Origin of the sequence: [Clostridium] aminophilum, assembly GCF_900101295.1 — a bacterium.
In the GTDB taxonomy this organism is placed as follows: Bacteria; Bacillota; Clostridia; order Lachnospirales; family Lachnospiraceae; genus Clostridium_R; species Clostridium_R aminophilum_A.
Window position 1 is genome coordinate 1 of record NZ_FOIL01000026.1, and the last position, 24,578, is coordinate 24,578.

Sequence of the window (24,578 nt, forward strand, 5' to 3'; positions counted from 1 at the left end):
AAGCAGCCGCTGTTGCTGAAAAGCTTCGTGAAATGAAGCTTTCCCAAGCTGCGCATAAAGTTGAAGAAGGCATCGAAGAGACGCTCACATACATGGACTATCCAACCGAACACTGGAACAGGATCCGAACCAACAATACAACAGAACGGGTTAACCGGGAAATCAAGCACCGTACAAAAGCGATTGGGGCTTTCCCGGACGGTCAAAGTGCCCTGATGTTGGTCTGCGCTCGCCTGCGCCATGTGGCCGCATCAAACTGGGGATCCAAACGATATCTGAACATGAATCACCTCTTCGACCTGGAACTTCAGCACAAGGTTGACGATCAGTCTGCAGTCAGTTAACGATGGTGAGCCGACGGGTGAAAATGAATTTGCGAAAAATTATTGACACTATCCAAAACGCAGCTTCCCGAATGACACGATAAACAAAAAACTGAAACGGGCGGATTTCTCCGCCCGCTGTTGACATACCAACTTATATCCGTTATAAAGTAAGCAACCTGCCTGATGACTAATAATCCTTCTTTTTATAGTCTGTTAGGCATAAAATTCATCACAGGATGTCCTATTTACAGAGAATCCTTCACACACTCTCATCAAAAGCTACAACACCAAAGCGCTCCGGGTCCGTCACGTAATAACCGAAGACAGTTGCCCTACCATTTTCCTCCGCATCTCTAACTGTAGCTTTAAGAAGCGTTCTAAAGCCGTTACCGTAGAAGATGTTGTCACCCAGCACCATCGCTCCCGGTTCACCACCAAGGAACTCCTCCCCGAGAATAAATGCCTGCGCCAAGCCATCGGGAGAAGGTTGAACTTTATAGATTAGGTTCACGCCATACTGTGAACCATCGCCAAGAAGATGTTCAGATCTTGGTGTATCATCCGGTGTGGAGATGATCATAATCCCTTAATCCCTGCAAGCATCAGCGTGGATATCGGATAATAAATCATAGGCTTATCGTAAACAGGCAGGAGCTGTTTACTTGTGACCATTGTTAGCGGATATAACCTTGTTCCTGCTCCGCCTGCTAAGATAATGCCTTTCATTACTTACTCCTTGTTTTTCAAACGATTTATCGAATGTAAACTTCAGGCTTCTTTCGCCTCCAATACTCTCTTTAAAGTCACATAATCCATAGTTTGGAATACTGTCTTCGGTAGCAATGGCCCTATCAATAATGCTATATCCCTTGTTACCGAAATATCGGATAGCATGCCAAGATAGAAAGTTCATGGCTCCTGAATTCTCATAGCCTGGAATCAATCCGCTATATATACATTGCGCCACTCTATTATCAATTGAATAATAAATCATTGACGCAATATTCTCTCCGTTTAATATTGCAATAAAAGCAGCATATTCTGTCAGTTTCATTGTCTCGTATATCTGTTCGAACGTCATCCACGTAGGACGTCCTTTGGAATCATGATTAATCTTTATGATGTTATATGCTTCACGAAGTTCATCCTCAGTCAGGCAATTACAAACCGACATTCCTGACTTAATTGCCTTCCTCAGATGACTGCGCGATTTCTTTGTGATAATCTGTTCATAATTATCAACATTCAACTTTTTTAAGTCGAGTATGTAATTAATATCCATATTCACCATTCGATATCCGTGGCGGTAAAAAGAGCTAACCCAAGCCGCCAGATGATGCTCATCATAAGTCAAAGGAGGTAAAGTGAACCGCAGATTTTTAATCCCCTCTCCCCGGCAAAAATTGTCTATAGCTTGTATGGCAGAGTCATAGTCTGAAACACCGTTGTTGGAGTTGAGTGCAACAGGAAATGAATATGGCGCAGAAAATGGGCACTTCCCTGCAGAATCTTTCACACCAATTATCATTCCAAATCGATTTGAGTTGCCTTTCTTTATAATAAGATAGAGAACTTCATCCACTTTTCCTTTATTCAGTTCGCAAAACCTGACAGAATTAAAAAATGCTGTGTTCTCAGGCAAACATCTTGAATACTCTTCCGGACTAACTTTTTCAATTATCCATGTGTCATCCATAACTTTTCCTCCCGCCATTAGGGTAGCAACTCACTTCATAGGAAGCCAGGTATAGTCATCCTCCGAGGTTACACATTTGTACAGCTGATCAATATGATTCTCTACAAGGCTTCTATCAATCTTGCTGTAATCAATTCTTTTCAACTTCTCAATTGTTTGAGGTTCAAAACGATACCTTAGCACTTTTGCGGGGACACCACCGACAATAGCATAAGGAGGAACATCCTTAGTAACCACCGCGCCAGCAGCCACAATGGCGCCTTGTCCAATACGAACTCCAGATAAGATTGTAGACCTATAACCTATCCACACATCGTCCTCTATAACAATATCTCCCTTTGAAACACCTTCCAACCTCTCGCCTAAAACTTTAACCCGAAACGGAAAGCTGGAGATATGGTCAACATAATGGTCTGCACTTAATAAAAAGGCTACTTCGGGAGCTATTGAACAGTAATTCCCAATGGATATACGATTATTATCATTATATGCTGATACATATAATTCACCGTATGTATATTTCCCAACATCAATCAGATCAATATTTACAGCCTTTTTTATATGTGTTGAATTGTGACGATTACGTGCTCTCCATTTTCGCCTTATACTTGTAAGCACAAGCCTGTTTTTTATTGCAATGTAAAGACTCATAATGCTCCCCTTAATTATGCTTTTCTCATTTTTCCGGGAATCAGCGATTCTAATATCGCTTTCAAATCCGTACGGTAGAGAACGAAAAACACCATTGCTATAGCAGCCGCTAGGATAGTTGAAATAACTGCATTATTAATCAGCAAAAATCTCCATATTAGGATATAGCCAACAGTTATAATAATTGTTAATAGAAACCTGTTGGATAAGCGTATTAATTTGAGATGAAGTAAGATAGCAATTGCAATTGCTGTTGAAATTATGTATCCCAGCATTGATGCTAATGCTGCCCCTTCAATCCCCATGATCGGAATCATAAAATAGTTAAGTACTACGTTAAATACCGCACCAACAAGCAAAGTCACAGTAGTAAGCCATGTTTGTTTTCTTATTGTGAATTGGTTCGCATTTACTTGAAATAGCATTTGCATAAGAGGTGCCATAAATAAGTATGGAGCGACAATATATCCTTTCTCATAATCTCCATCGAAAAACCATGCGCATAGTGGCTTACATAATGCAAATACGAATATTCCAGTTACAAACGATAACGCCCCCAAGTATTCCAAAATTCGTGCTCTAGTTTCTACTTGATCTTTATCTTTCATAGTCTTAAAAGCAAAATATGACCAACCACCCGAAAATGCTAAATAAATTATTTGGCTGCAATGGCCTAATTTTGCTCCAGCGGTGTAAATGCCTACTTGCGCTACATCCAGAAGATTACTTATCATAATCTTATCGCTGGAACTGAAGATCCAATAGATCAAGAACGTAGGTGCCAGTGGTATTGACATTTTTAGAAGTGAAGGCAAAATACTCCGGTCAAATTTTTTAATTGAAAACCATTGTCGATTTAAAAAATAGTAAATTATAATTACGCAAGTATCCGCAATAATCGTAGCAAGAGGAATAGCAATGATGTAGTAGCCTCTTAAAATCAGCACAATCGCCAATGAATAAGCTATGCATGGAACTAATGCGTTAACAATCAAATAGGTCTTCCTCTTGTTCTGCATTCTTGTGGGAGCACCCATTATTGTATTGGTGCCGGTAATTGCAGAACCTACAGCGGCCATCAAAACTAAATAAGTATACTGAGAATCTTTAAATACGAATTTAGACAGTAGCTCCTGTAGGACAACCATTATCAAAAACACGCATAAAGAAGTCAAAATTGTAAAACCTATCGCAGTAGAGCAAACTCGTTTCTGATGGTCTAAGTCGTCCTCGCGGTCAAAGAAGAGCCGAAACATTGCATCATACATTCCCATGACGGCAATTGCTCTTCCAAAAGACAGCATGGTGGAGCAAAGATCACTCAATCCATAATACGTTGTATCTGGAAACAGTCTGGTTACTATTGGAACCATAATGATTGGTATCAGCTTAGAGATCACACCTCCAAAGCCAAACACCAGCATATTCTCTACAAACAGTTTACTTTTTTTCATCTGGCCTTATATCTCCTGAAAATGTGATCCTTTATCACATTTTTCTTTTCATCAGTCTCTGTTTGACTTTATATATAAAAATTCTTGACGTAAGAATTGGGCTGCACTTCAGAAAAGGCATTAATGCGTCATTATGAAAATGTCTTTCAAAGGAATTCTTACCAAACCTTTTACAATAAACATCCCTTAGATCCGCAGTATCAATTTCCTTATAGCTTATGTCAAATTGGCTCTTTCTATCATTAATAATAGAAACAAGATTCTCCTGGAAGCACTTTTCTGTAATAACTGAATCCTTTACCCTTTCATTAACTTCTTTGCGGAAAGAAGAATCACTTGACATCCTCAGCAATATATCCACAGTGTCATTTACGGTCTTGAATTTTATCTCTAGTTTATCTTCATTTATTAATTCTCCACCACCAGACACACTACTTTCTAAAGTTATAGGCGCCTTTCCTGAAATAGCAGCATATTGCATCATTAATCCGCCCGTTTGTGGATAAGTGTTAAAGTAAATATCGCAGTTCTTTAAGACTTCTAACAAATCCTGTCTTTCTTTGGTATGAACTACACGATTTGGAAAACGTGATTCTAACTTTAATAATTCGCTGTTATTCCCACTACCCGCATACCAAAATACTATTTTATCGTTGCGGTCTAAGCAATTCTCTATCACTCTGTAATAAGCATTATTCTGACCATCGAACGTTTTATATAGGGATCCTCCTGAAAAGATTACTATTTTCCCATCTCTATCAAATGGAAAACCCTCGAATTTCTTCCACTGATTAACAAACGGATAAAAAGGCAACATGATTATTTGTTCTTCAGGTATATGCCTGTACTGCCGTGCAACATTGGCTCCATACTCTCGGAATTCAATAAAATAATCCGCAACATTTTTCCCAATCCAAAATGCATGATCTGTCAAATCTATATAGTATCTTTCACATACATTACCAATACAATTAAAGGCTAGAGCAGCACTAACATCTGCAGGGTGCATATAGACAAACAGTGTTTTCGGCGAAATTTTATTTGTTAAAGAATAAAGATACTTCGACTTATTGACATATGATTCTTTTTCGTCATAAGTTAGGATCACAGATTTCTGGTCAGTGTTAAGAATACTCGTTATCGTTGGAATCTTTTCAATTGCGGCTTTCTTAACTACATATGCGATATGTAATCCACTCTTTATCAAAGCACTCAAATACTGTAGCGCTAAGCCTCTGTTATCAAGTCCGAAGCCGTCATAGAATAGCACATCTATAGGCTTGTCTGTTTTTATGGTATCGGTTTGTCCTACACATATTGACGAACCCATTGCTTGTAAGATGTCTTCCAACTCGTCATCTATGTATTCTTGATTGTACTGGTACATTATATTTGCATAGGAAGACATAAGGCACAGGCAATCTTCATACTGGCTTTTGTTGTACGTCTGTACAATTGCATCTTTCAGTTGCTCAATTTCGTACATCTTATATCTCCCATTCTTTGCCTGCCATAAATAAAACCTGATGTTTCTCTTTCACACAAGATTTTTTGAATGGCATAACTTTGGATTTATCTTATCCCATATATAATACTCTTCACTTATTCCAGTCAAAACTCATTAACGGCATCAATTACATATTGTATTTCTTCATCTTTAATTCCATAGTACATAGGAATGCTTAGTTCAGTGGCGCTGATTTCTTCCGCAATAGGGTATGCTCCCCTTGGCTGATTCAAGTCTTTATAGCATTCCTGCAGGTGCATCGGAATCGGATAATGTTTATTAGTTCCTATCCCCTTTTCATTCAAATGTCTTTCAAGGCCATCCCGATCAGCACAGCGAATCCCGTATATATGCCAAACAGGTGCGCAATAATCTGGCACATAGGGAACTGTTACTTTGGAATTCTTAATCCCTTCTGTGTACATCGTTGCGATTCTTCTACGCTCCTCATTCATCCGGTCAAGATGAGGAAGTTTAGCTGCTAAGAATGCCGCTTGAAGTTCGTCAAGCCTGCTATTGTTCCCTTTGTAAATATGATGATACTTGTAATCCGAACCGTAATTTCCTAGTGCACGGATCTTATCAGCCAAGTCCTTATCATTGGTAACAACTGCACCTGCATCACCAAGTGCGCCAAGATTCTTTCCAGGATAAAAGCTAAAACCTGCGGCATCACCAAACGTGCCAACCTTCTGCCCCTTGTAAGTTGCACCGTGTGCCTGTGCGCAATCTTCTATCACTTTCAGATCATATTTTCTGGCGATGTCCATAATTGGATCCATTTCGCAAGCCTGACCATAAAGATGAACCGGCATGATGGCTTTAGTTTTATCTGTAATCGAATCTTCTATCCGTGAGGGATCGATATTAAAGGTTCTGATATCCGGCTCCACAAACACCGGCGTTGCCCCTACATAGGTGACTGCCAGAGCTGTTGCAATATAGGTATTCGAAGGAACAATCACCTCATCGCCGTTACCAATTCCTAATGCCTTCAAACTAAGCATCAAAGCATCCAGTCCATTACCAACACCTACGCAATATTCTGTACCGCAGTAATCAGCGAATGCTTTCTCAAATGTCTCATCCTCAACCCCTTCAATGTACCATGATCTTGTGAAAACTCGATCAAAGGCTCCTCTTAAATCGTTGTTCAGTTCTTTCTCCATTGGAAGAAATGATACAAATGGAATCTTCACTCTGCTACCTCCTTTGCGGATGTTGTGTCACCGCAGTTCCTTACATATTCTAAAAATTCATCATAGTTCCTTATGTAATCTGATTCATCATAAAGCTCTGACGCCAGAACCATAAGTACAGCGTCGGGTGAAAAATCAAACATTTCTCTCCACATGGCGTTGGAAACATATAGCCCCTCATAAGGTTTTTCAAGAGGAATAATTTTTGTTTCTTTTCCGTTATCCAGCTTAATCTTGCAGCTGCCATGAATACACACCAAAATCTGTTGTAACGATTTGTGAGCGTGGTATCCTCTTGTCACGCCTTCTGCCGTGTCATACATGTAATAGACACGCTTAATCTTAAAAGGGATATCCTTAAACTCTTCTAATGCCACAAGCTGGCCACGTTCATCTCCGTGTGGTTGAAAAACGTATTTTATGACCTGCATGTTTCTTGACCTCCTCTTCTTTCTCCTTGAGGGGAATTGGTTCAGTTGCTTTTAGAAAAGCAAAGCCAGTAAACAGTATCGTCATATATTCGATACTAAAAACCCATGGTCGCTGATATATCGACGCTATAAAAACTATAAGGAATGCCAATGAATCTGGCGACCTGCCGTAATAGAAATAAGCTAATATAATAAAACCTATTAACATGCCAAAGCCGACAAATCCATACTCATAAATCAGGTTTCTGTAAGAAGCAGCTGCTGTCATACCAGGTGTTTTAGCAATAACGCCACGACCCTCCCCCATGACTAAAGCGTCACCGCCATCTTCAAGAAATCTCTTGTACTCATAATCATAAGATGAAGTTGTTCGGTTATCCTCAACAAAGAATATTGATGTCAAATCAATTCTGCTCTGAAGCTGTGCCAGCTGAGGATTCTCGAACTCCATGTTCATAAAAGCACTTACTCCAATTACAAGAAAGATGACCAAAAAAGCAAGTTTATGAAGTCCTGCATGAAAACACTTTATGATTGCAAAAACAATAACTAACAGATAAAATGCCATGGATAGGGAGAACATCCCTTCTATAAACAAGATAATCATCCATTTCTTGTCTATACGCTTATAACCACCGGCAAAAAGCAAACCACATAATGTACCAACAACGCCAGGTTCATCAAAAATCCCACAGTATCTTTGTGGATGAAATGGATTCACTATAATCAATCCCAAAGGATAATGTTCATAATACACGCCCATGACCTGCTTACCAGCATGCGCGCTTAGAAGAATTCCATGAGGTATGCTAATCCCCGCCAAACTTAGAACAAAAAATACAACACCTGGTAAACATGCTATAGCAAATATTTTTACAATAAATTTGAAAATATCAGCCCCGTCTTCTCCGCTCATAAGGATCAAAGTTATAAGATTCAACAGGAGAAAGACATCTGATAAAATAATATTGTACTGTGGATTTTTCCCAAAAAACGCCATGTGCATCATGAGAAGGAAGCATAAAAGCAGAAGGAAGAATCCTTTGATATTTACTTTTCCACTTCCGTGCCCCCAAATTATCATGAATGCAAACAGGAGTACAATACTGCCGTAAGAAAGACATGTGAGTGCTTTAATGACAAGCCTGCTATTGAATGTATCCCACATAAAATAGCAATATGAATTTAAAAAAATGCACAGAGAATAAATTAACTTTATTGCAAATCCAGGATTGACCTTTATTTTAACCATATACACTACCACGCCTTAGTAATTAGGGAATTCCCCCGTATTCAGCAATGCTGTTCGAATGGCTTCCAGATATCCATATCCGTTTTCCTCGTCCGGCTCTAGATATCCACCTTCTGCCCATTCGTTCCAAGCATAGATAAATATCATATCTTTATGATATTCATTTTTTGCTTTAATAATCTGTTGTTCTAAATAGCTCTCAAACTTATCTGGTGTTGCTCCTGTGAACACATGGCCGCCCATACCATGTCTTGGAGTGTTATCCCACATAGCGAATGCGCCGGGTAACCTTTTTGAATCTACAACAGGTGCATTGATTATTCTCTTCCACATTTCATCATAATCATATTTCTTAACCTCATTTTCGTTTTTCACTCCACGCAATACTCTTAAATCTATTCCAATGTTCTTTCCCATCCAATCCGATAATCTGTTATAGTATTTCCTTAGAAAATACTTTGATTTACTTCCTATTCTTCGCTTTTCTTCTTGGTATTCGTATTTTGCATAAATGGGCTGAAATTCGATATCATAATCATATCTACTATCATCTTTGGCTGCTGAATTGAAGTCCATATTCCCATGCTGATAGGCAGTGGCAATTCCCGGAAAACCTGCCGCTTTTGCCAACTCCTGAAAATAATCTAACATTTCATTTCCACATCCGATTATTTCTGGTTTGTATATGATGAACAATGGCTTCCCATCGACTTTGATATATCGTTCATCCCTAAAGAATGACAGCAAATAATCAAAGTGCTCCTTCCACTCCTTCTCTCTACCATATTTTTGAAGAATCAATGGTTCATTCGATCCTACCCATGCTTTCGTCCACGCTTCATTTGCCCAGCAGATACAAAACGGCAGATCTATTTCTTTATTTGCCAACATTTGCTCCATTGGTTTCTCAAGAAGAAGTTTTCCGTTAAACCAATAATGATAATAGCAAAATCCGTACACCCCATACTTTTTTGCCAATTTCACTTGCCAAAGTTTTACATCATCCTCAAGCAGATTATAATAATTATTATTCAACGGCACCTTTGGTTGAACATGACCTTCATATAAAGGTTTTGCATTTTTTACATTCACCCATTCTGTAAAGCCATCTCCCCACCATTCATCATTTTCAGGTATATTGTGGAATTGAGGAAGGTAAAATGCTATGATTTTCATTATGTATTCTCCTGTTCAGCTGTTTCGATTATTTCTTGTACAAACCGATTATAGTTGGTATCAGCATTAAAATACTTTTCCCATGTGTTTCTTGCGTTAGTTCTGAAGTGTGTTACTTGTGCCACAGATGAGCAAAAGTTATCGATTATATTGGCTATTTTCTGACATGCATCTTCAGTGTTGACTAACCAACCATTATAACCATCTATTACTATCTCACCAGTTCCACCGACATCAGTTGCTACACAAGGGATTCCAAACGACATGGCTTCCATTATTGAAACAGGTAAACCCTCGGACTCGCTCAGATTTATAAACAGCGAAATACTGTTATTCTTATAATATTCCAAAATATCAGTATTTGAACGTCTTCCCATAAACTGATATTTGATCTTTCCCTGCAATTTATTTTTTGCCAATTCTTTTATGTCTCCCTCGGATGGACCGTCTCCAAAGTGAATCCATTCAATATTAGGACTTGTTAACTCCGAGAGCACTTCGATGATTCTGTCTACACGTTTGCCTGGCAATATGTTGGAGCAACTGACAATCCTAAATGTATCATCTGATTCATACTCCTCTATGCCCTTGTCCTGTGTTCCCAAATATGATAAAAAGTATTTTTTAGAATACTGAGGATACTTCTCCGTTAGGTATTTAATGCCATCTTTTGCAATCAGATAAATCCGATCAAACGATTTAAGCAGTTGTTCCCTACATGGAATATACTGATTTGAGTTTCTTTCTTCATACAAATCATATCCATGCGCCCGAGCAATAAGAACAGGGTTATCAAAATATCTAGAAAGCAACGAACAAACATAAGCTTGATACTCAAATCTATATGTGTAAATTACAGCATTCTTAACTTTTTCACTTTTATTAAGATGTAGAGTTTGTATTACCTGATTTGCATCGCAATGTGAACGACCAAAAAACTTGACCAACCGCCTTATCTTGCCCAAATCAAATTTTTTCTCTCTTATAAGTTTTCTACACTCTACATAGAAATTCTTGTCAAGCACAGAGAGAATTGAATAAAAAAGATATTTTACCTTACTGCCGAACAAAATCGGATACACATTAGTTTTAGTGCCGCAACATATATCCCTTTTTTTATCCAGATCAGCTTTTAGTACCTCAAGAGCACATATATTCACTTCTTCAAACTTTCCATAATACTGGCATTCTGTTTCCAAGTATGTTTCCATGCTCTTTCCTGGATATGGAAACCCCATGGAAAATAAATACAATTTGCTCATATTGGCACTCCTAAATTCACTTTGTCCCTGCTATCTTTTCAAGCTCGGCAAACTTCACCTTTCCGTAGTCATTCCTCGGAATCTCATTGATGACAAACACACGGAATGCTGAGTTATGCAGGTTTGTTTTTCCGCTGATAAATGGGATAATCTCATCCTTAAGTCCTGCATCCGTCACAAAAATGTTCATCCGCTTGTCATCACCTGTACAGCAGAAATCTACATTCGGATACTGAGTCTTAAGAATTCTTTCGGTTTCATCAAGGCTTACACGCAAACCAAACAGCTTCAGGAAACGTCCCTTCCGGCCGATGATAAAATAAAAGCCATCAGCATCTCTCTTGGCAATATCCCCCGTGTGATACTCACCGCAGAACTCATCGTCCTTCATCAGGTCATCACGGTTCAGTGCGTACCCCATCGTGACATTGGGGCCGCGATATCCCAGTTCACCAGTAACAGTTCCATTCTCACCGACGACCTCGTCCAGAAGAAACAGTTCACCATTAGGGATGGCCTTCCCCATGCTGCCAATCTTCTCAAGTGCCATTTCCGGGTCTAAGAAAGCCATACGAGCACTACACTCGCTTGTGCCGAAGGTTGCGCAGAATCGCTTTCCATTCTCTTTGGCATAGGTAGCAATCCACTTGAACATCTTGTCGGTCAGCTTACCGCCGCCCTCGGCCAGAGTATAAAGCTTCGGCAGATCCATCTTGTCAAAGCCCACTCTACGCATAACCTCATAGCTGAAAGGAACACCGCAGAAGCTTGTTCCTCCGTTCACCTTGATGAATTCCCAGAAATCCGGGTCCATAAGGTTGGCTTTTACCATAAGGACAGAAGCACCTACTACGAGATGAGAATTGATAACGTTCAGCCCCATGGTGTAGTTCATAGGCAGATCGCAGATGCCGACTTCCTCATCCGGCCTCCAGGAGAATACCTTCGCCACATTCTCCGCATTGGCTTCCAGATTGCCGTACTTGTGCCGCACGAGCTTTGGGCTGCCAGTAGAACCGGAGGTCGTTAAGAGCATGGAGAGCTTGTCATTGAGCGGATAGGGCTTGTTTTCAGTCCTCAGCAGAACATAGCCATAGGCGGAGAATATCTTCTCACCCTTGATCTCCTGCTCCTTCCTCTCAGGAACCCAGTAGAAGCTCGGTGTGTACATGGATTCCAGGCGACTACGCAGCTCCTCATCCAAGCCTGCACTAAGTAACAGAGGCACCTGCTTGTTGTTCTCAAATGCCATGTATCCAATCAAAGAACCGGCGCAGTTTTCACACAGGCAGAAGATGACACTGCGGGGAAGATCCAACGCAGAAAACTCTTTTATCGTCCGGCACACATCACCATAGGTCAGCGTAAAACCGCTGTCATCCTTGATTGCCATTTTATTTTGATTGTGCTTATCGACATTTAAAAACATCCCACTAACTCCTTTGCGTGGCTTACCACAATTTTCTTATACTCCCTATCACCGCAAATGGCAGTTTACATAATAGTGCAGCCATCAACTGCTAAGACTTGCCCGGAAACATAGGTTGAAAGATCCGAAACCATGAACAAGCAAGCTTTGGCAATATCCTCCGGTTCAGCTAATCTTCCCATGCAGATATTGCTGATTCTACTCTGCAACTTCTCTGGATCAGCTTGCTTCATCATATCTGTGTTCGTCAGTCCGGGGGCAATGGCATTGACTCTGATTTTCTTTTCTGCCAGCTCCTTCGCGGCGGACTTGGTAAGGGATATAACAGCACCTTTAGTCGCAGAATATACAAGCTGCCCCTTATTTCCCCTCAGAGCAGTCATCGATGTAATGTTGACTATGCTGCCGCCATTCTCCTGGCGTCCCATTATACGGCTCACCATCTGGAGCATATTGATGGTTCCGTAGACATTCACGGAGAACATTTTCTCCATGTTATCCCGGCTAATCATACCGATCAGCTCATTGAACTCCACACCGGCATTATTGACCAAGCCATCAATGTGGCCACAAGCCCTTTTAACCTGCATCACACCTTCCTTAACGGCCTTCTCGTCTGAAATATCAAAGTACAGTGGACGAACCTCTCCGCCCACACCTTTGTTAAACTCCTCAGACCATTCTTCTACAGATCCCTCACGAGTTGCGACCGCATAAACAATCGCGCCGTTCTGGGCAAAGACCTGTGCGATAGCCTTGCCAATACCGCGGCTACCACCGGTTACGATACAGACTTTGTTTTGCAAAAGTTCCATTGGTATTCCCCTATCAATCAGAACTCAACTCCATACCTCTTGAGGATTTCAATCCCGTTCAAATAGGAGCCGTAGTGAAGAATATCCTCGGATTCAAACAGAACATCAAATACATCCTCAAGCTCTGAAATCAAGGAGAGATGTGCAACGGAATCCCACTGGGGAACATCCTTAAATGTAAAGTTTTCGTTTAATACAGATTCATTTACATTCAGCACTTTACAGAAAACATCCTTATATTTCTTCAAATTTTCCATTAGCCGCTCCTCACTTTTCCATCAAAGCCATGATATCAGCGACAGTTTCAAAGCCCTTTACTTCAGCTCCAGTTACCTTCTTTTCAAACTCATCATCAAACATAACGATAAGCGAGAGCTTTGCCATAGACGTGTACTCGTCCAGATCTGCCAATACCGTTTCCGGAGTCAGCGTGCCTTCATCCAGTTCGAGAGTTTCTTCGATAAGAGCCAGTTTTTCCTGATTAGTCATTTTTGATTTCCTCCTAAATTCATTTTGTGAGATTTACATCTTAGTACTGTCCCGGGATGAGTTTTCCATCCTTGTAGTAATCCTCGGTTTGCACAACAGGGTATATCCTGTCAGTTTCTACTTCAATATTGGCAACTCCCCAGCTCAAACCAATACCAAAGCCGCAAATAAGAGCCTTTAATTTCTCTCCGTCCTTCTCTCCATAAGCATCGCATAGCGTCAGTGGGATCGAAATACCACCGGTATTACCATACCTGTCCAAAGAAAGCGGAACCTGATCCTTCGGAAGCTTCATTTTCCGAATGAGCTGCTTGATAATAAACTGATTTGCCTGATGAAATACAAAGGCATTGTAGTCGGCCACAGTTGTCTCAGTGAGCTTCAGATAATCCGTGATTGCTTCAGGCACATCCGAAATGGAAAATGAAAACACTGAAGTGCCATCCATAAAAATGTCATAGAGCGACCGTTCTATGCCATCGCTGCACATAAACCGTTCATGTCCGGGATTCATATCACGGAATCCGCCTGCGGGTAATACAATTGCCCTATACCGACTTCCATCACTTCTCAGAAGTGTTGTGGTCTCTGTCCCTTCCTGCCGTTCAAGAAGAATAGCGGCGCCTGCGTCACCATACATCATGACAATGGATTTATCCAAGGGGTCAACAAGTTTCGTTGCTGTCTCACCCATCAGTAGCAGGCCATACTTGTAATCGGAAGAAGACATCATGGCCATCGCGGTTTGCAGTCCATACACAAAACCCGAGCATCCCAGATTAATCTCCATACAAGAGCAATCAATAGGAAGACCCAGCCTAAGCTGGACGATACTTGCACTTGACGGTCTGCGATAATCCGGCGATTGGGTGACAAGGAACATGGCACCGATTTCAGACTTATCTACGGGTATATGAGAAAACAATTCCTCCGCAGCCGCAACAGCCAGGTCACTGGCAGTCTGCTCAGGAAGTGCTTTATAGGTGGCTTTAATTCCAGTACCGGAGGTGAATTTACTCGTCACCTCTTCGCCAAACACAGAAGTGAAGCTTTCTACCGGAACATTATTTTTCGGAACAGCACACGCGATTCCCGCGATACCAATTCCGCTGCTTTTGAATACTGACATAAACTATCTCCTTCACCGTTTTAATACAAAACAATCGAAGTGCCCCGGATAGATCAAGGTTCCATCCGGAATGGAATCAATGACCTTCTTTCCGTTCTCTTCCCATTGCCTGCTGCTGCCGCCCGGAAACCGCAGCTCTATTTCTTTCCCTTCCAGGAGGCTGTCACCAGAAAAGAACATATCATCAATCCAAATACCTATGCTTCCCGGAGAGTGGCCCGGAATCTCAATCAATCGGATTATGTGCCCCTGCCAATCAAAGCTTTTCTCCTTCTCAAAGGTTATATCTGCCTCGCAGGTATAATCCAAATCAAAGAATTCCGGGTTCCACCTTGTAGAAAAAGACTGAATCTCACAAAACGAATCAAAGTGTCTGGCCTGATTCTTCTTGGAATTCTCTATCCTATCTCCACAAATCTTGCTGCACACCAGCGGTGCGTCGGTTCGCTCCTTCCACTTATTCACGCCAAAGATATGATCATAGTGTTCATGTGTAATGAAAAGGTAGTCGATGGCAAACTTCTCCGCCGCGACAGTATCTAAGCAAGGATCAATTACAATCGCATGTCCGTTATCTGAAACAACATACATGCTGGAATCCAAAAGCCCTGAATCATATCGCTCTACTTTCATTTGATCAGCGCTTCCAGTGTAGCGTTCAGCGTTTTCAGGTTCTCCACCCGGTATATATTCACACCTGTAAGTGTCTTCTTTACCAACCCGGACAATGTTCTTCCCGGACCGCATTCGATGAAAGTGTCGATTCCGGCCTCCTGCATATTCTGCAGCGTCTTTACCCACTGCACCGGTGACATTGCCTGCCGAACAAGCAGATCGGCAACTTTATCTCCTTCAGTAACCGGCATTCCGTCCACATTCATATAGACTGGGATTACAGGATTTGAAAATACCTTGTTTTTGAACAGTTCAGCCAACTTGTCTGCTGCTGGTTTCATCATTTCACAGTGGAACGGAGCACTTACAGCCAGCTTCATACAAGTTATTCCGCGCTCTTCAGCTAAGCTCACAGCTTCATCAACAGCCGCCGACTCTCCGGAAATGACCGTCTGCACAGGGCTGTTATAGTTTGCCGGAATCACATATCCTGATTTCACCAATCCGCAGATCTCGGCGGCCTGAACGGAGTCCTTGCCAATCAGAGCGGCCATTGCGCCTTGCCCTGCCGGTACCGCCTCCTGCATGGAATCCGCACGAACCTGCACCATTGGGAAAACATTGTCCTGGGGAATCACTCCGGCAAAAGTAAGCGCAGCGTACTCGCCCAAAGAAAATCCCGCGACAGCCTCCGGAACGATTCCTTTCGCCCTTAATAATTCGCTAGTAGCTAAATCAGCAGCAAGAACACAAGGCTGTGTATTATGTGTTAAATTCAAGTCCTCCTGTGTACCTTTGAAGCACAGGTCTGAAATTGAACGCCCCAAGGCTGTATCAGCTTTATCAAAGACATCCTTTACGACAGGCTCCTCCTGGTAAAGATCATGCATCATACCAGGATATTGAGCACCCTGTCCCGAAAAAAGGAATGCTATCTTCATCTTCTTACTCCAACTCTTTCATTCTCTTTGCCGGATTACCAAGCACCGTAACGCCGGCTTTCACATTCGTAAATACAACACTTCCCGCAGCGATTGTCGCTCCATCTCCGACCTTCTTCTCCGGGATGATAAACGCGTGACCTCCAATATTGGTCTCCGAGCCGATCTTGCAGCCGCCGCTGATTCCGGTGCCTACCATAATCGTTGTGTAGTCGCCTATCTCTACGTCATGTCCTACGGATACTCTGCCATTCAGAAGGACTCCATCCCCGATCTTGCAGTTGACGGAAATGCTCGTGTATCCATAGATCACGCTGCCGACTCCAATCGTACATAAAGATGAAATACGGGCATCCGGAGCAATAATAGTCTCAAACTGTACACCCTGTTCCGTAAGCCGCCGCTGTATCTTTGCTTTGGTCCTTGGATACCCGATCGTGCATGTGCACACACACTCGTCCTTATGCTCAATGATCCATTCACCGGTTCCCAGCCACGGATATCCGTTAATGATTACACCTTCATGATACTGGGAGCCGTCATCAAGAAAGCCAAGGAGCTCATAGGTAGGCGCCACTTCGTTAATTCGTTCAATAATATAAGCTACTTCTTTGCCAAAGCCGCTAGCTCCATACAAAACGATATCTTTCATCCATCAATCCCCCTATACTCACGGATCAGGGAGAATGCTTCTGCCGCTTTAAAGCCAGAGGTTGAACCTCTCAGTTTCGCTAGTGCTTCCACGGCTTCAATAGATCTGGGATTAGGGAATTCACCAACCTGCGAAGTAAAACAGGCCATGGCTTCAAGTTTCTTCGGCAGATAGTCAGTAATATCAATAAAAGTATTCGGAATGAACGAGTTCGTCACATGGGGTATGTTCCACTCTGTTTCCGAAAGGCACTCGTATGAATAGACATAACGGGGAATGTGAGCATATTTCGGTCTCACAGCTACCATTACTGCCTCTGAAACAATCGTATGATCCTTTTGCATATCTCCGAAGTGCGGGATAAACACCACATCCGGCTTGACCTTTTGAATAACCTCGCTGATCTTACCGTTCACAACATGTCGTGGTTCATTCTCTAAAAGGACACATGGGAACTGAAGGAAAACCGTCTCCTTAATCTTCAAAAGTTCATGTGCGGCTTTAATCTGAGGATATATGATGTGTGGCCAACCGTTCTTCTCCGCCAAGTTGTCCTTATAAACATAAACCGGCGGCTGAGGGCTTGTAACGATACATACCGTTACCTCCGCTCCTTGATCAATATACCGTGCCATCGTACCGCCGCAGCCAAGCACTTCATCGTCCGGATGCGGGGCAAATACCAGAATCTTCATCTGCTTCTCTCCAAAGGTTATATATTTACGAAGACAGCATTCCTCCATCTACTCCTACATTGGCTCCCGTAATCATACGGGAAGCATCCGACAGAAGAAATGCTATCGTGTTTGCCACATCAATAGGTTTACCAAGACCCAAGTACTGACGCTCTATCTTCGCCTGTGCATCGTGGCTATCGCCAGCATTGTCCTGGAATGTCTGGAAAAGAGCTGTTTCAATAATACCTGGGCAAACCGTGTTTACACGGATTCCATTCGGAGCCAGCTCCTTGGCCATGCATCTGACAGCCGAGTCCATTGCTGCTTTAGAAGAACAATACGCCGTCTTGCCCAGACTTCCCATTGTAGAAGAAATAGATGAGATTCCCACGATGCTCATTCCAGCGTTGAACATGTTCTTCTTTGAGGCGCACCTGACAAGCTCAACAAAGGCGCTGAAGTTGATATTCATTACTTCGCTCAGAGCAGCAGGCTTCAGCATCTTCAGCGGGCGAGTTCCGGGAATGCCCGCTGAATATACTATCCCGTCCAGAGCCCCGGTTTCCTTAATTGTGCCTTTCACAAAGGCCTCTATATTATCAAGCTCATTGAGATCAAACGGGTAATATCTGTGTCCTTCTCCTTGGAGCTTTTGCATTACCTCAAGCAGCTTATCTTCTCTTCTTGCTACCAGCACAACCTTCGCGCCAAGCTCGCTGCAGAGCATAGCAGTCTCAGCTCCCATGCCTGAGGAAGCCCCGGCGATCAGTATTGTTTTATCTGATAAGTCAATTATGTTTTTCATTCAAATACACCTTGACATTAATCACTTAACTAACGGTTTAGCTGGATTTCCAACAACCGTTAGTCCTCCATCAACATCTTTAACTACAACTGCACCTAATCCAACCGTTGCGTTTGCCCCGACATTCCTTTGATTTCTAATGGTAGCTCCGGCGATATGACAATTCTCTCCGATTTTTACACTTCCACAGACATGGCAGGGCGATGTAATAAGGGTATTTGCGCCAATCTCATCATTGTGGGCTATATGAACCATAGTATTGATTTTCACGCCCTTATGAATAATGGTGTCATCAATTGCGCCACGGATAATCACACAATTATCACCGATATGAACATCATCTTCGATAACAACTCCACCGTAGTGTCTGAGCATTGTTTTCTCGTTCTGTTCATTTTTTACATAGCCAAACCCGTACTCCCCAATCACGGTTCCCGAGTGAATCGTACAATTGGCCCCTATTCTGGTCTTGTTCCGAATAACAACATTATGATGGATTTCAGTATTATCGCCGATTACAACATTTCCTTCAATTACGCAGCCTACACCGATTCTGACATTTTTGCCAATCGTAGCGGTCGGAGCAATATAGGAATTTTTCTTATACACCTCTGGATCTGCGGAAATACCAGTAATGTCTGCTCCTGGTGCTTTCTCAAACAATCCATCTAAAAGTGCAAAGAACACTCTTCTCGGACTTTTGACTCGTATGACAGAGGAAAAAACAGGCGAATCTTCTTCTGTCTCTCCGATAATCATAAAGGGAATTTTGATCGTGCTAAATTGTTCTGCATAATCTGCAAAATGTCTTTCAGGAACAATAAAGGTCATTGTCCTTTCTCTATAATTGAACAGGCTGGAATAACCATCAATCTCAACATCCGAGATTCTTACTGCTTCATATTCGATTCCTTCCTGGTCAAGAAAGCTAAGTATTTCTGAACTCTTCATTTTGTCATTCTCCCTTCAACTTTTTTCCCGTCACAGCCACATCTAGACGCCCCCGGGTAGAATCATTTGCGTCCGGAGCTCCTTCCCGCAGTAGCACGACTTTAATGGTTTGGAAGAATATTTTCAGATCCAGTAAAAAGGATATGTTTTCCGCATACCAGACATCCAGTTTCAACCTTTCTTCCCAGTCAAGTTTATTCCTGCCCTTGATTGCAGAAATGTTCGCCATTCCTGGACGGACATTATGCCTTTTATGTTGTTCAGGCGTATATACCTGCAAGTATTCCTTCAAAAGAGGTCGCGGTCCAATAAAAGCCATGTCTCCTTTCAAGATATTCCACATGCCAGGCAATTCGTCTATGCTCGTTTTCCTTAATATCCGTCCAAACCTTGTTTGTCTCTCTTTATCAGGGAGAAGCTCACCAGATTCATCACGGGCATCGGTCATGGAGCGGAATTTATAAAGTCTGAAAATCTTCTCCTTATAACCCGGTCTCTCCTGTGAGAAAATCACAGGGGAACCTAACTTTATTCGAATAAGGATCGCCGTTATTAGCATTATTGGTGATGCTAATACTAGACCAACAGATGAGAGGCATATACTTAGTAACCTTTTCACGTAATTCGAGTAAATCATTTTTAGTTCCTTTCTTCTATGAATTGCTTCCACAGGAAATCAGCTAATTCATGCGATACGGATTGTTTCTTCGGTGCCAGTTCTCCAGGATATCTTTCTCTATTTCCAAGCTTCTCCAGATACACATCAAGTGATTCAATAACTCTTGCTGGCACCCCCCCGACAACAGAATTTGAGGGTACATCTTTTGTAATCATGCTTCCAGCAGCAACGATCACATTTGACCCTATTCGCACGTTGCTAAGAATTGTTGTTCCTGCCCCTATGAAGACATTATCTCCAACTTCAATGCATCCGACCTGTTCCTGTACTTTATCAGCAATCGGCAAATTCTCTGCTGAATTCAGCATCAAATGAATTATACTGTGTGTAATAAAATTAACGCGAGACGCAATCTTGACATTGTCTCCTAATGAAATCAGTTCTGAATACAGGGGAAGTTTTCTCCCTTGAATGTACACTTTCTCCCCTATATGACGGAAGAGATTATGTTCCCTCAGATAATTCGCACGTTTGTACCCGTTTCGCTGCACATTTAGCATCACTGTATGCCATAGCCTATTTGGAGTCATATTCTTCGTCCTCATTTAAACAGCGAAAAACCGCTGCTTTTTTCATTAACTTCAGCTCCATCGGCGTAGTCACGACTGGCTGAAGCTTCTACACCAACTTCAACTCTGCTGCCTAATCTCTTGTGTGGATAGACACACGATCCCGCCGCCAGAAAGCACTCGTCACCTACTTCTGCGCGTTCAGAAACAGAAGCTCCGGACATGATGGAAACGAAAGAACCGATCTTGCAGTCGTTGCATATCGTGCTGTGGATATAATAAAGATTGAAGTCTCCCAGTTTTGTATCAACAGATACAGTCACCTGAGGGAAGACGATGCTTCCATTTCCCACCGGACTGGTCGAGGCGATCACAGCTGTGGGATGGATGATCGATTCCCAAGAATTAAACGACTGATGTTCTTCAACTATCTTTTTCCTGACGTTCCCATTCTGGATTGCTATTACAGCACTACACTGCCTTTGACTGCTAATTGCTTCGAGATCTGAAACGCCCCCCAATACCTTATATCCGTAAAACTCTCCACCAAGCTTATCCTTATCGTCATCCAAGAATCCGAGGATTACGTAAGTTGGTTCTCTTTTGTTTATATCCTCAATAAGCCACACGACTTCCTTACCGAGGTCGCCAGCACCAATAATCACTATGTTTTTCATGCTCACCGACCTCCTATCACAGCGGGATGTTGCCGTGTGAATAACTAAGCTCAGACCGTTCCTTTGAACTCAAGCTCTCAAAAGCAGTTCTGATTTTTCGCCTTGTTTCCTCCGGGCTTATCACTTCATCGATAATACCGAGCTTCGCAGCGATGTAGGGTGACATGAACTTGTCATTATACTCAGCTATCTTCTCAGCTCTTACAGCCTCTTTATCAGCTGCTTCCTCAAGCTCATGCTTGTACATGATGCCAACTGCGCCTTCAGCTCCCATAACAGCAATTTGCGCAATGGGCCAGGCGTAAACGATATCCGCTCCCATTCCCTTGCTGTTCATAGCGATATAGGCTCCGCCATATGCTTTCCGCAGAATAAGGCTAACCTTCGGCACACTTGCCTCGCAATAAGCATAGAGAAGCTTTGCTCCGCGTCTAATAATTCCGCCATGCTCCATTTTGCTTCCCGGCATGAAACCGGGAACATCGATCATGGTTAAAAGCGGAATTCCAAAGCAGTCACAGCAACGGACAAAGCGTGCGGCCTTTTCGCCAGAATCAATATCAAGAGATCCACCTAGCCACATGGGATTAGACGCTACGATTCCGATGACCTCAGAATCCAATCTAGCGTATCCTACAACGATGCTCTTTCCAAAATCCTGATGAACCTCAAAGAAGCTTCCCTCATCCACAAAAGTGTCAATCACCTTATGGACATCATAAGCGCGGCGCTGATTGTCCGTGACAATCTCCTGTAGTTCTTCTGAGTGATCTCGTGCTTTACCTATAATTCTGACCGGCTTTTCTCTATAATTCTTTGGCAGATAGGAAAGCAGCTTCTTTACCCCATCCAGGCATTCATATTCCGAAGGATACTTGAAATGAGCAACACCGGATAATGAACTGTGACTCTCTGCTCCGCCGAGCTGCTCTGTACTAATATCCTCACCCATAACAGTCTTAACTACAGCAGGTCCGGTCAGGAACATCTGGCTGGTCTTCTCAACCATGAAGACATAATCACAAAGGGCAGGACCATAGCATGCACCGCCAGCGCATGGTCCCATAATCACAGCAATTTGAGGTATCTTTCCAGACGCCCGAGTATGTCTCAAGAACATATCACCATAGCCATCAAGGCCTGCGATGCCCTCCTCCATCCTCGCCCCGCCGGAATCATTGATGGTTATGAAAGGAGCTTTTGATTGGAAAGCCATATCCATGATACGGACGATTTTCCTGCTGTGGTATTCGCCATAGGTACCGCCAATAACCGTAAAGTCTTCGGCAGCTACATAAACGGCTTCCCCGTTAATGGTTCCAAATCCAGTGACAACACCATCTCCGGGGAGCCTTTTCTTATCCATTCCAAAATCAGTGAAACGGGACTCGACAAGAGAACCCACTTCCTGAAATGAGCCGGGATCAAAGAGGTAATTGATTCTCTCCCAGACAGTCAGCTTACCTTTCCCATGCTGAGCGTAGATACGCTTCTGACCACCACCAGCTTTTGCTTTAGCGCGGCGAGCTTCTAAGTCTTCAAAATACTTTGGATCCCACATATCTTCCATTACTTCCCTTACAGTGCTCTCTTTTTCCGGCTTATTCTGTTTTGCCGTTGATATTTGGTTTCCTTCAAATTTATAAGGAATTGGTTTTCCAATCTCAATTGGCATGTTTCACCTCATGAAACGCTCTGACTATCTAAACTATATTTCGCTATAGGCCCATGTGGACAATGGTCTATCTGACTACTTGATTCATGTGCGGCAGATGTTATCTCCCCACCTGATTCATGTTCAGCCGATACATTTTAACACCCAATGCATATGTGGCAGATACTATTTACTGCCTCATGCACATTCAGCCGATACAATCTGACCGCCTGATTCACATTCAGCCGATGCGAGGACAGTCAAAGAAAGCACCTGTGGATGATCTCAATAATCCGTTCCTGCTGCTCTTCCGTCATCTTGTTATCCGAAGGTAAGCACAACCCTCTCCGGAAAATATCGGCTCCTACATCGATTCCAGAGCCCTTTATGTAAGCATTTGTGCTGCCTCTACCATTTCCCTCAACCGTAACGAACGGATTTGTCCGATATATCGGCTGCATATGCATCGGCTTCCAGATCGGTCTCCCCTCAGCATTAAACGCGGTAAGCGCATCCAGAATCTCCTGCGGACTGCTCTTTCCCGGCACACTCTGATACAGATAGTCCTGCTCTCCGCGGACCATTGGAGCCATCGCATCTTCATCGATGATCATGCAGGACAGCCAGAAATTCGGCTCACTCTTTTCACGATCCCACGGATTCATCCTGATCGGAAGATCCGCCAGCCCCTTCTCATATCGCTCCCAGATGGCACGTTTCTGAGCAATGTGCTCATCCAGATACGGAAGCTGTCCTCTGACGATTCCAGCGATGATATTGCTCATGCGGTAATTGTAGCCAATCTCCTCGTGCTGATACCACGGAGCGGCCTCGCGGCTCTGGGTGCTCCACTTCCGAACCTTGTTCGCATCTTCTTCGCTGTCTGTCAGAAACATTCCGCCGGAAGATCCGGTAATAATCTTGTTACCGTTAAAGGAGATGCAGTTGTAGTTTCCCAGTGTTCCGGTTTCCACCCACTGTCCACACAGTTTATATTTTGATCCAAAGCTCTCTGCCGCGTCTTCCACGATCAATGCACCATGTGCGTCACAGATTGTCTTCAGTTCTTCCATCTTTCCCGGCGTTCCGTACAAATGGGCGATCACCACCAGCTTTACATCCGGATAGAGTTCAAAAGCTTTTTCCAGCGCCTCCGGGCTCATATTCCAGGTATCGTATTCCGTGTCGATAAAGACCGCTTCACCGTCTTCATAGGCAACCGGATTGATGCTTGCGTCGAAAGTGACGTCTGAGCAGAATACCTTGTGTCCTGCCAGAGTTCCCTGATCCGGCTTCGCCTGTCCATAGAGTTTTTCACCGGCAAGTTTGGTCGCAAGATGAAGAGCGGATGTGCCGCAGGACAAGGCCACAGCATATTTGCAGCCGACATACTCTGCGGTCTGTTTCTCGACCTCGTTGATGTTGGCGCCGACCGTGCTGACCCAGTTGGTCCGGATTGCCTCATCCACCCACTTCTGCTCCTCACCGTGCATGGTCGGACTGCTGAGCCACAGTTTGTTCTCAAACGGTTTTAATCCCTCAAAACGCTTGTCTGCAAGAAAGTCATGCATATTCATCTCTCCTTTGCGGATGTTTATAGAT

The 24,578-nt window shown here is 42.9% G+C and carries 26 protein-coding genes and 1 pseudogene; 1 reads left to right on the forward strand and 26 read right to left on the reverse strand.

What is annotated here, in order from left to right; translation table 11 throughout:
* Positions 1 to 344: transposase (locus BMW41_RS08045; protein ID WP_177171197.1), on the forward strand; the 344-nt coding region annotated here is incomplete at its 5' end.
* Positions 345 to 594: 250 nt separating this feature from the next.
* Here BMW41_RS08045 and BMW41_RS08050 read toward each other — a convergent pair.
* From BMW41_RS08050 to BMW41_RS08175, 26 genes and pseudogenes are all read right to left on the reverse strand, one after another.
* Positions 595 to 1,052: pseudogene (locus tag BMW41_RS08050) on the reverse strand (sugar nucleotidyltransferase); the annotation flags it as partial.
* Complete coding sequence (locus tag BMW41_RS08055) at positions 985 to 2,022, reverse strand: hypothetical protein (RefSeq protein WP_074649650.1); 1,038 nt, start codon at positions 2,020 to 2,022, stop codon at positions 985 to 987. The gene BMW41_RS08055 and the pseudogene BMW41_RS08050, both read right to left, overlap by 68 nt.
* 30 nt (positions 2,023 to 2,052) lie before the next feature.
* Positions 2,053 to 2,673 (reverse strand): CatB-related O-acetyltransferase, encoded by a 621-nt coding sequence (locus BMW41_RS08060; RefSeq protein WP_074649651.1) that lies wholly within the window; start codon positions 2,671 to 2,673, stop codon positions 2,053 to 2,055.
* Positions 2,674 to 2,687: 14 nt separating this feature from the next.
* Positions 2,688 to 4,127, reverse strand: coding sequence for an oligosaccharide flippase family protein (locus BMW41_RS08065; RefSeq protein ID WP_074649652.1), 1,440 nt, complete (start codon positions 4,125 to 4,127; stop codon positions 2,688 to 2,690).
* Between the two features lie 34 nt (positions 4,128 to 4,161).
* Entirely contained in the window at positions 4,162 to 5,613 is a 1,452-nt protein-coding gene (locus BMW41_RS08070; protein WP_074649653.1) for a glycosyltransferase family protein, read from the reverse strand.
* A gap of 125 nt (positions 5,614 to 5,738) precedes the next feature.
* Entirely contained in the window at positions 5,739 to 6,803 is a 1,065-nt protein-coding gene (locus BMW41_RS08075; RefSeq protein ID WP_242870315.1) for a DegT/DnrJ/EryC1/StrS family aminotransferase, read from the reverse strand.
* A gap of 26 nt (positions 6,804 to 6,829) precedes the next feature.
* Positions 6,830 to 7,264, reverse strand: coding sequence for a sugar 3,4-ketoisomerase (locus BMW41_RS08080; protein ID WP_074649655.1), 435 nt, complete (start codon positions 7,262 to 7,264; stop codon positions 6,830 to 6,832).
* Positions 7,224 to 8,516: a hypothetical protein gene (locus BMW41_RS08085; protein WP_074649656.1), complete on the reverse strand. Its 1,293-nt coding sequence runs from the start codon at positions 8,514 to 8,516 to the stop codon at positions 7,224 to 7,226. Before BMW41_RS08085 ends, BMW41_RS08080 begins: the two co-directional genes overlap by 41 nt.
* Before the next feature lie 15 nt (positions 8,517 to 8,531).
* On the reverse strand, positions 8,532 to 9,692 hold the full coding sequence (locus tag BMW41_RS08090) for a glycosyltransferase WbsX family protein (protein WP_074649657.1): 1,161 nt from the start codon (positions 9,690 to 9,692) through the stop codon (positions 8,532 to 8,534).
* Positions 9,692 to 10,954 (reverse strand): glycosyltransferase, encoded by a 1,263-nt coding sequence (locus BMW41_RS08095; RefSeq protein ID WP_074649658.1) that lies wholly within the window; start codon positions 10,952 to 10,954, stop codon positions 9,692 to 9,694. Before BMW41_RS08095 ends, BMW41_RS08090 begins: the two co-directional genes overlap by 1 nt.
* A 16-nt stretch (positions 10,955 to 10,970) precedes the next feature.
* The gene (locus BMW41_RS08100) at positions 10,971 to 12,347 is read right to left on the reverse strand and encodes an AMP-binding protein (protein WP_242870316.1); all 1,377 of its coding nucleotides are present in this window, start codon (positions 12,345 to 12,347) and stop codon (positions 10,971 to 10,973) included.
* 101 nt (positions 12,348 to 12,448) lie between these two features.
* Positions 12,449 to 13,198 (reverse strand): SDR family NAD(P)-dependent oxidoreductase, encoded by a 750-nt coding sequence (locus tag BMW41_RS08105; protein ID WP_074649660.1) that lies wholly within the window; start codon positions 13,196 to 13,198, stop codon positions 12,449 to 12,451.
* A 17-nt stretch (positions 13,199 to 13,215) separates the two neighbouring features.
* On the reverse strand, positions 13,216 to 13,455 hold the full coding sequence (locus tag BMW41_RS08110) for an acyl carrier protein (protein ID WP_074649661.1): 240 nt from the start codon (positions 13,453 to 13,455) through the stop codon (positions 13,216 to 13,218).
* Positions 13,456 to 13,465: 10 nt separating this feature from the next.
* The gene (locus BMW41_RS08115) at positions 13,466 to 13,687 is read right to left on the reverse strand and encodes a phosphopantetheine-binding protein (protein WP_074649662.1); all 222 of its coding nucleotides are present in this window, start codon (positions 13,685 to 13,687) and stop codon (positions 13,466 to 13,468) included.
* A 40-nt stretch (positions 13,688 to 13,727) separates the two neighbouring features.
* A complete protein-coding gene (locus BMW41_RS08120; RefSeq protein ID WP_074649663.1) occupies positions 13,728 to 14,816 on the reverse strand; it encodes a 3-oxoacyl-ACP synthase III family protein in 1,089 nt (362 codons plus the stop codon).
* Between the two features lie 12 nt (positions 14,817 to 14,828).
* Positions 14,829 to 15,449: an MBL fold metallo-hydrolase gene (locus BMW41_RS08125; RefSeq protein WP_074649664.1), complete on the reverse strand. Its 621-nt coding sequence runs from the start codon at positions 15,447 to 15,449 to the stop codon at positions 14,829 to 14,831.
* Positions 15,446 to 16,372, reverse strand: a complete 927-nt coding sequence (gene fabD / locus BMW41_RS08130) for an ACP S-malonyltransferase (protein ID WP_074649665.1) — start codon at positions 16,370 to 16,372, stop codon at positions 15,446 to 15,448. Before fabD ends, BMW41_RS08125 begins: the two co-directional genes overlap by 4 nt.
* 4 nt (positions 16,373 to 16,376) lie before the next feature.
* Positions 16,377 to 17,024, reverse strand: coding sequence for an acetyltransferase (locus tag BMW41_RS08135; RefSeq protein ID WP_074649666.1), 648 nt, complete (start codon positions 17,022 to 17,024; stop codon positions 16,377 to 16,379).
* On the reverse strand, positions 17,021 to 17,719 hold the full coding sequence (locus BMW41_RS08140; RefSeq protein WP_074649667.1) for a PIG-L deacetylase family protein: 699 nt from the start codon (positions 17,717 to 17,719) through the stop codon (positions 17,021 to 17,023). The genes BMW41_RS08135 and BMW41_RS08140 overlap by 4 nt, the downstream gene beginning before the upstream one ends.
* Before the next feature lie 25 nt (positions 17,720 to 17,744).
* On the reverse strand, positions 17,745 to 18,506 hold the full coding sequence (locus BMW41_RS08145) for an SDR family NAD(P)-dependent oxidoreductase (RefSeq protein WP_074649668.1): 762 nt from the start codon (positions 18,504 to 18,506) through the stop codon (positions 17,745 to 17,747).
* A gap of 21 nt (positions 18,507 to 18,527) precedes the next feature.
* A complete protein-coding gene (locus tag BMW41_RS08150; RefSeq protein ID WP_074649669.1) occupies positions 18,528 to 19,457 on the reverse strand; it encodes a UDP-3-O-(3-hydroxymyristoyl)glucosamine N-acyltransferase in 930 nt (309 codons plus the stop codon).
* 4 nt (positions 19,458 to 19,461) lie between these two features.
* Positions 19,462 to 20,127: a sugar transferase gene (locus BMW41_RS08155; protein ID WP_278280333.1), complete on the reverse strand. Its 666-nt coding sequence runs from the start codon at positions 20,125 to 20,127 to the stop codon at positions 19,462 to 19,464.
* Positions 20,097 to 20,681 carry an acyltransferase gene (locus BMW41_RS08160; protein ID WP_242870317.1) on the reverse strand — a complete coding sequence of 195 codons (585 nt, stop codon included), beginning with the start codon at positions 20,679 to 20,681 and terminating at the stop codon, positions 20,097 to 20,099. The genes BMW41_RS08155 and BMW41_RS08160 overlap by 31 nt, the downstream gene beginning before the upstream one ends.
* On the reverse strand, positions 20,678 to 21,322 hold the full coding sequence (locus BMW41_RS08165; protein ID WP_074649672.1) for a PglD-related sugar-binding protein: 645 nt from the start codon (positions 21,320 to 21,322) through the stop codon (positions 20,678 to 20,680). Before BMW41_RS08165 ends, BMW41_RS08160 begins: the two co-directional genes overlap by 4 nt.
* Before the next feature lie 16 nt (positions 21,323 to 21,338).
* A complete protein-coding gene (locus BMW41_RS08170) occupies positions 21,339 to 22,997 on the reverse strand; it encodes an acyl-CoA carboxylase subunit beta (RefSeq protein ID WP_330386967.1) in 1,659 nt (552 codons plus the stop codon).
* A 239-nt stretch (positions 22,998 to 23,236) separates the two neighbouring features.
* Positions 23,237 to 24,547 carry a DegT/DnrJ/EryC1/StrS family aminotransferase gene (locus BMW41_RS08175; protein ID WP_143050835.1) on the reverse strand — a complete coding sequence of 437 codons (1,311 nt, stop codon included), beginning with the start codon at positions 24,545 to 24,547 and terminating at the stop codon, positions 23,237 to 23,239.
* Positions 24,548 to 24,578: the final 31 nt, after the last annotated feature.

Coding starts and splice junctions, on each gene's coding strand:
- BMW41_RS08055 (WP_074649650.1), bottom strand. CDS start 2,022: ATGGATGACACATGGATAATTGAAAAAGTTAGTCCGGAAGAGTATTCA.
- BMW41_RS08060 (WP_074649651.1), bottom strand. CDS start 2,673: ATGAGTCTTTACATTGCAATAAAAAACAGGCTTGTGCTTACAAGTATA.
- BMW41_RS08065 (WP_074649652.1), bottom strand. CDS start 4,127: ATGAAAAAAAGTAAACTGTTTGTAGAGAATATGCTGGTGTTTGGCTTT.
- BMW41_RS08070 (WP_074649653.1), bottom strand. CDS start 5,613: ATGTACGAAATTGAGCAACTGAAAGATGCAATTGTACAGACGTACAAC.
- BMW41_RS08075 (WP_242870315.1), bottom strand. CDS start 6,803: ATGGAGAAAGAACTGAACAACGATTTAAGAGGAGCCTTTGATCGAGTT.
- BMW41_RS08080 (WP_074649655.1), bottom strand. CDS start 7,264: ATGCAGGTCATAAAATACGTTTTTCAACCACACGGAGATGAACGTGGC.
- BMW41_RS08085 (WP_074649656.1), bottom strand. CDS start 8,516: ATGGTTAAAATAAAGGTCAATCCTGGATTTGCAATAAAGTTAATTTAT.
- BMW41_RS08090 (WP_074649657.1), bottom strand. CDS start 9,692: ATGAAAATCATAGCATTTTACCTTCCTCAATTCCACAATATACCTGAA.
- BMW41_RS08095 (WP_074649658.1), bottom strand. CDS start 10,954: ATGAGCAAATTGTATTTATTTTCCATGGGGTTTCCATATCCAGGAAAG.
- BMW41_RS08100 (WP_242870316.1), bottom strand. CDS start 12,347: ATGGCAATCAAGGATGACAGCGGTTTTACGCTGACCTATGGTGATGTG.
- BMW41_RS08105 (WP_074649660.1), bottom strand. CDS start 13,198: ATGGAACTTTTGCAAAACAAAGTCTGTATCGTAACCGGTGGTAGCCGC.
- BMW41_RS08110 (WP_074649661.1), bottom strand. CDS start 13,455: ATGGAAAATTTGAAGAAATATAAGGATGTTTTCTGTAAAGTGCTGAAT.
- BMW41_RS08115 (WP_074649662.1), bottom strand. CDS start 13,687: ATGACTAATCAGGAAAAACTGGCTCTTATCGAAGAAACTCTCGAACTG.
- BMW41_RS08120 (WP_074649663.1), bottom strand. CDS start 14,816: ATGTCAGTATTCAAAAGCAGCGGAATTGGTATCGCGGGAATCGCGTGT.
- BMW41_RS08125 (WP_074649664.1), bottom strand. CDS start 15,449: ATGAAAGTAGAGCGATATGATTCAGGGCTTTTGGATTCCAGCATGTAT.
- fabD (WP_074649665.1), bottom strand. CDS start 16,372: ATGAAGATAGCATTCCTTTTTTCGGGACAGGGTGCTCAATATCCTGGT.
- BMW41_RS08135 (WP_074649666.1), bottom strand. CDS start 17,024: ATGAAAGATATCGTTTTGTATGGAGCTAGCGGCTTTGGCAAAGAAGTA.
- BMW41_RS08140 (WP_074649667.1), bottom strand. CDS start 17,719: ATGAAGATTCTGGTATTTGCCCCGCATCCGGACGATGAAGTGCTTGGC.
- BMW41_RS08145 (WP_074649668.1), bottom strand. CDS start 18,506: ATGAAAAACATAATTGACTTATCAGATAAAACAATACTGATCGCCGGG.
- BMW41_RS08150 (WP_074649669.1), bottom strand. CDS start 19,457: ATGAAGAGTTCAGAAATACTTAGCTTTCTTGACCAGGAAGGAATCGAA.
- BMW41_RS08160 (WP_242870317.1), bottom strand. CDS start 20,681: ATGAGGACGAAGAATATGACTCCAAATAGGCTATGGCATACAGTGATG.
- BMW41_RS08165 (WP_074649672.1), bottom strand. CDS start 21,322: ATGAAAAACATAGTGATTATTGGTGCTGGCGACCTCGGTAAGGAAGTC.
- BMW41_RS08170 (WP_330386967.1), bottom strand. CDS start 22,997: ATGCCAATTGAGATTGGAAAACCAATTCCTTATAAATTTGAAGGAAAC.
- BMW41_RS08175 (WP_143050835.1), bottom strand. CDS start 24,547: ATGCATGACTTTCTTGCAGACAAGCGTTTTGAGGGATTAAAACCGTTT.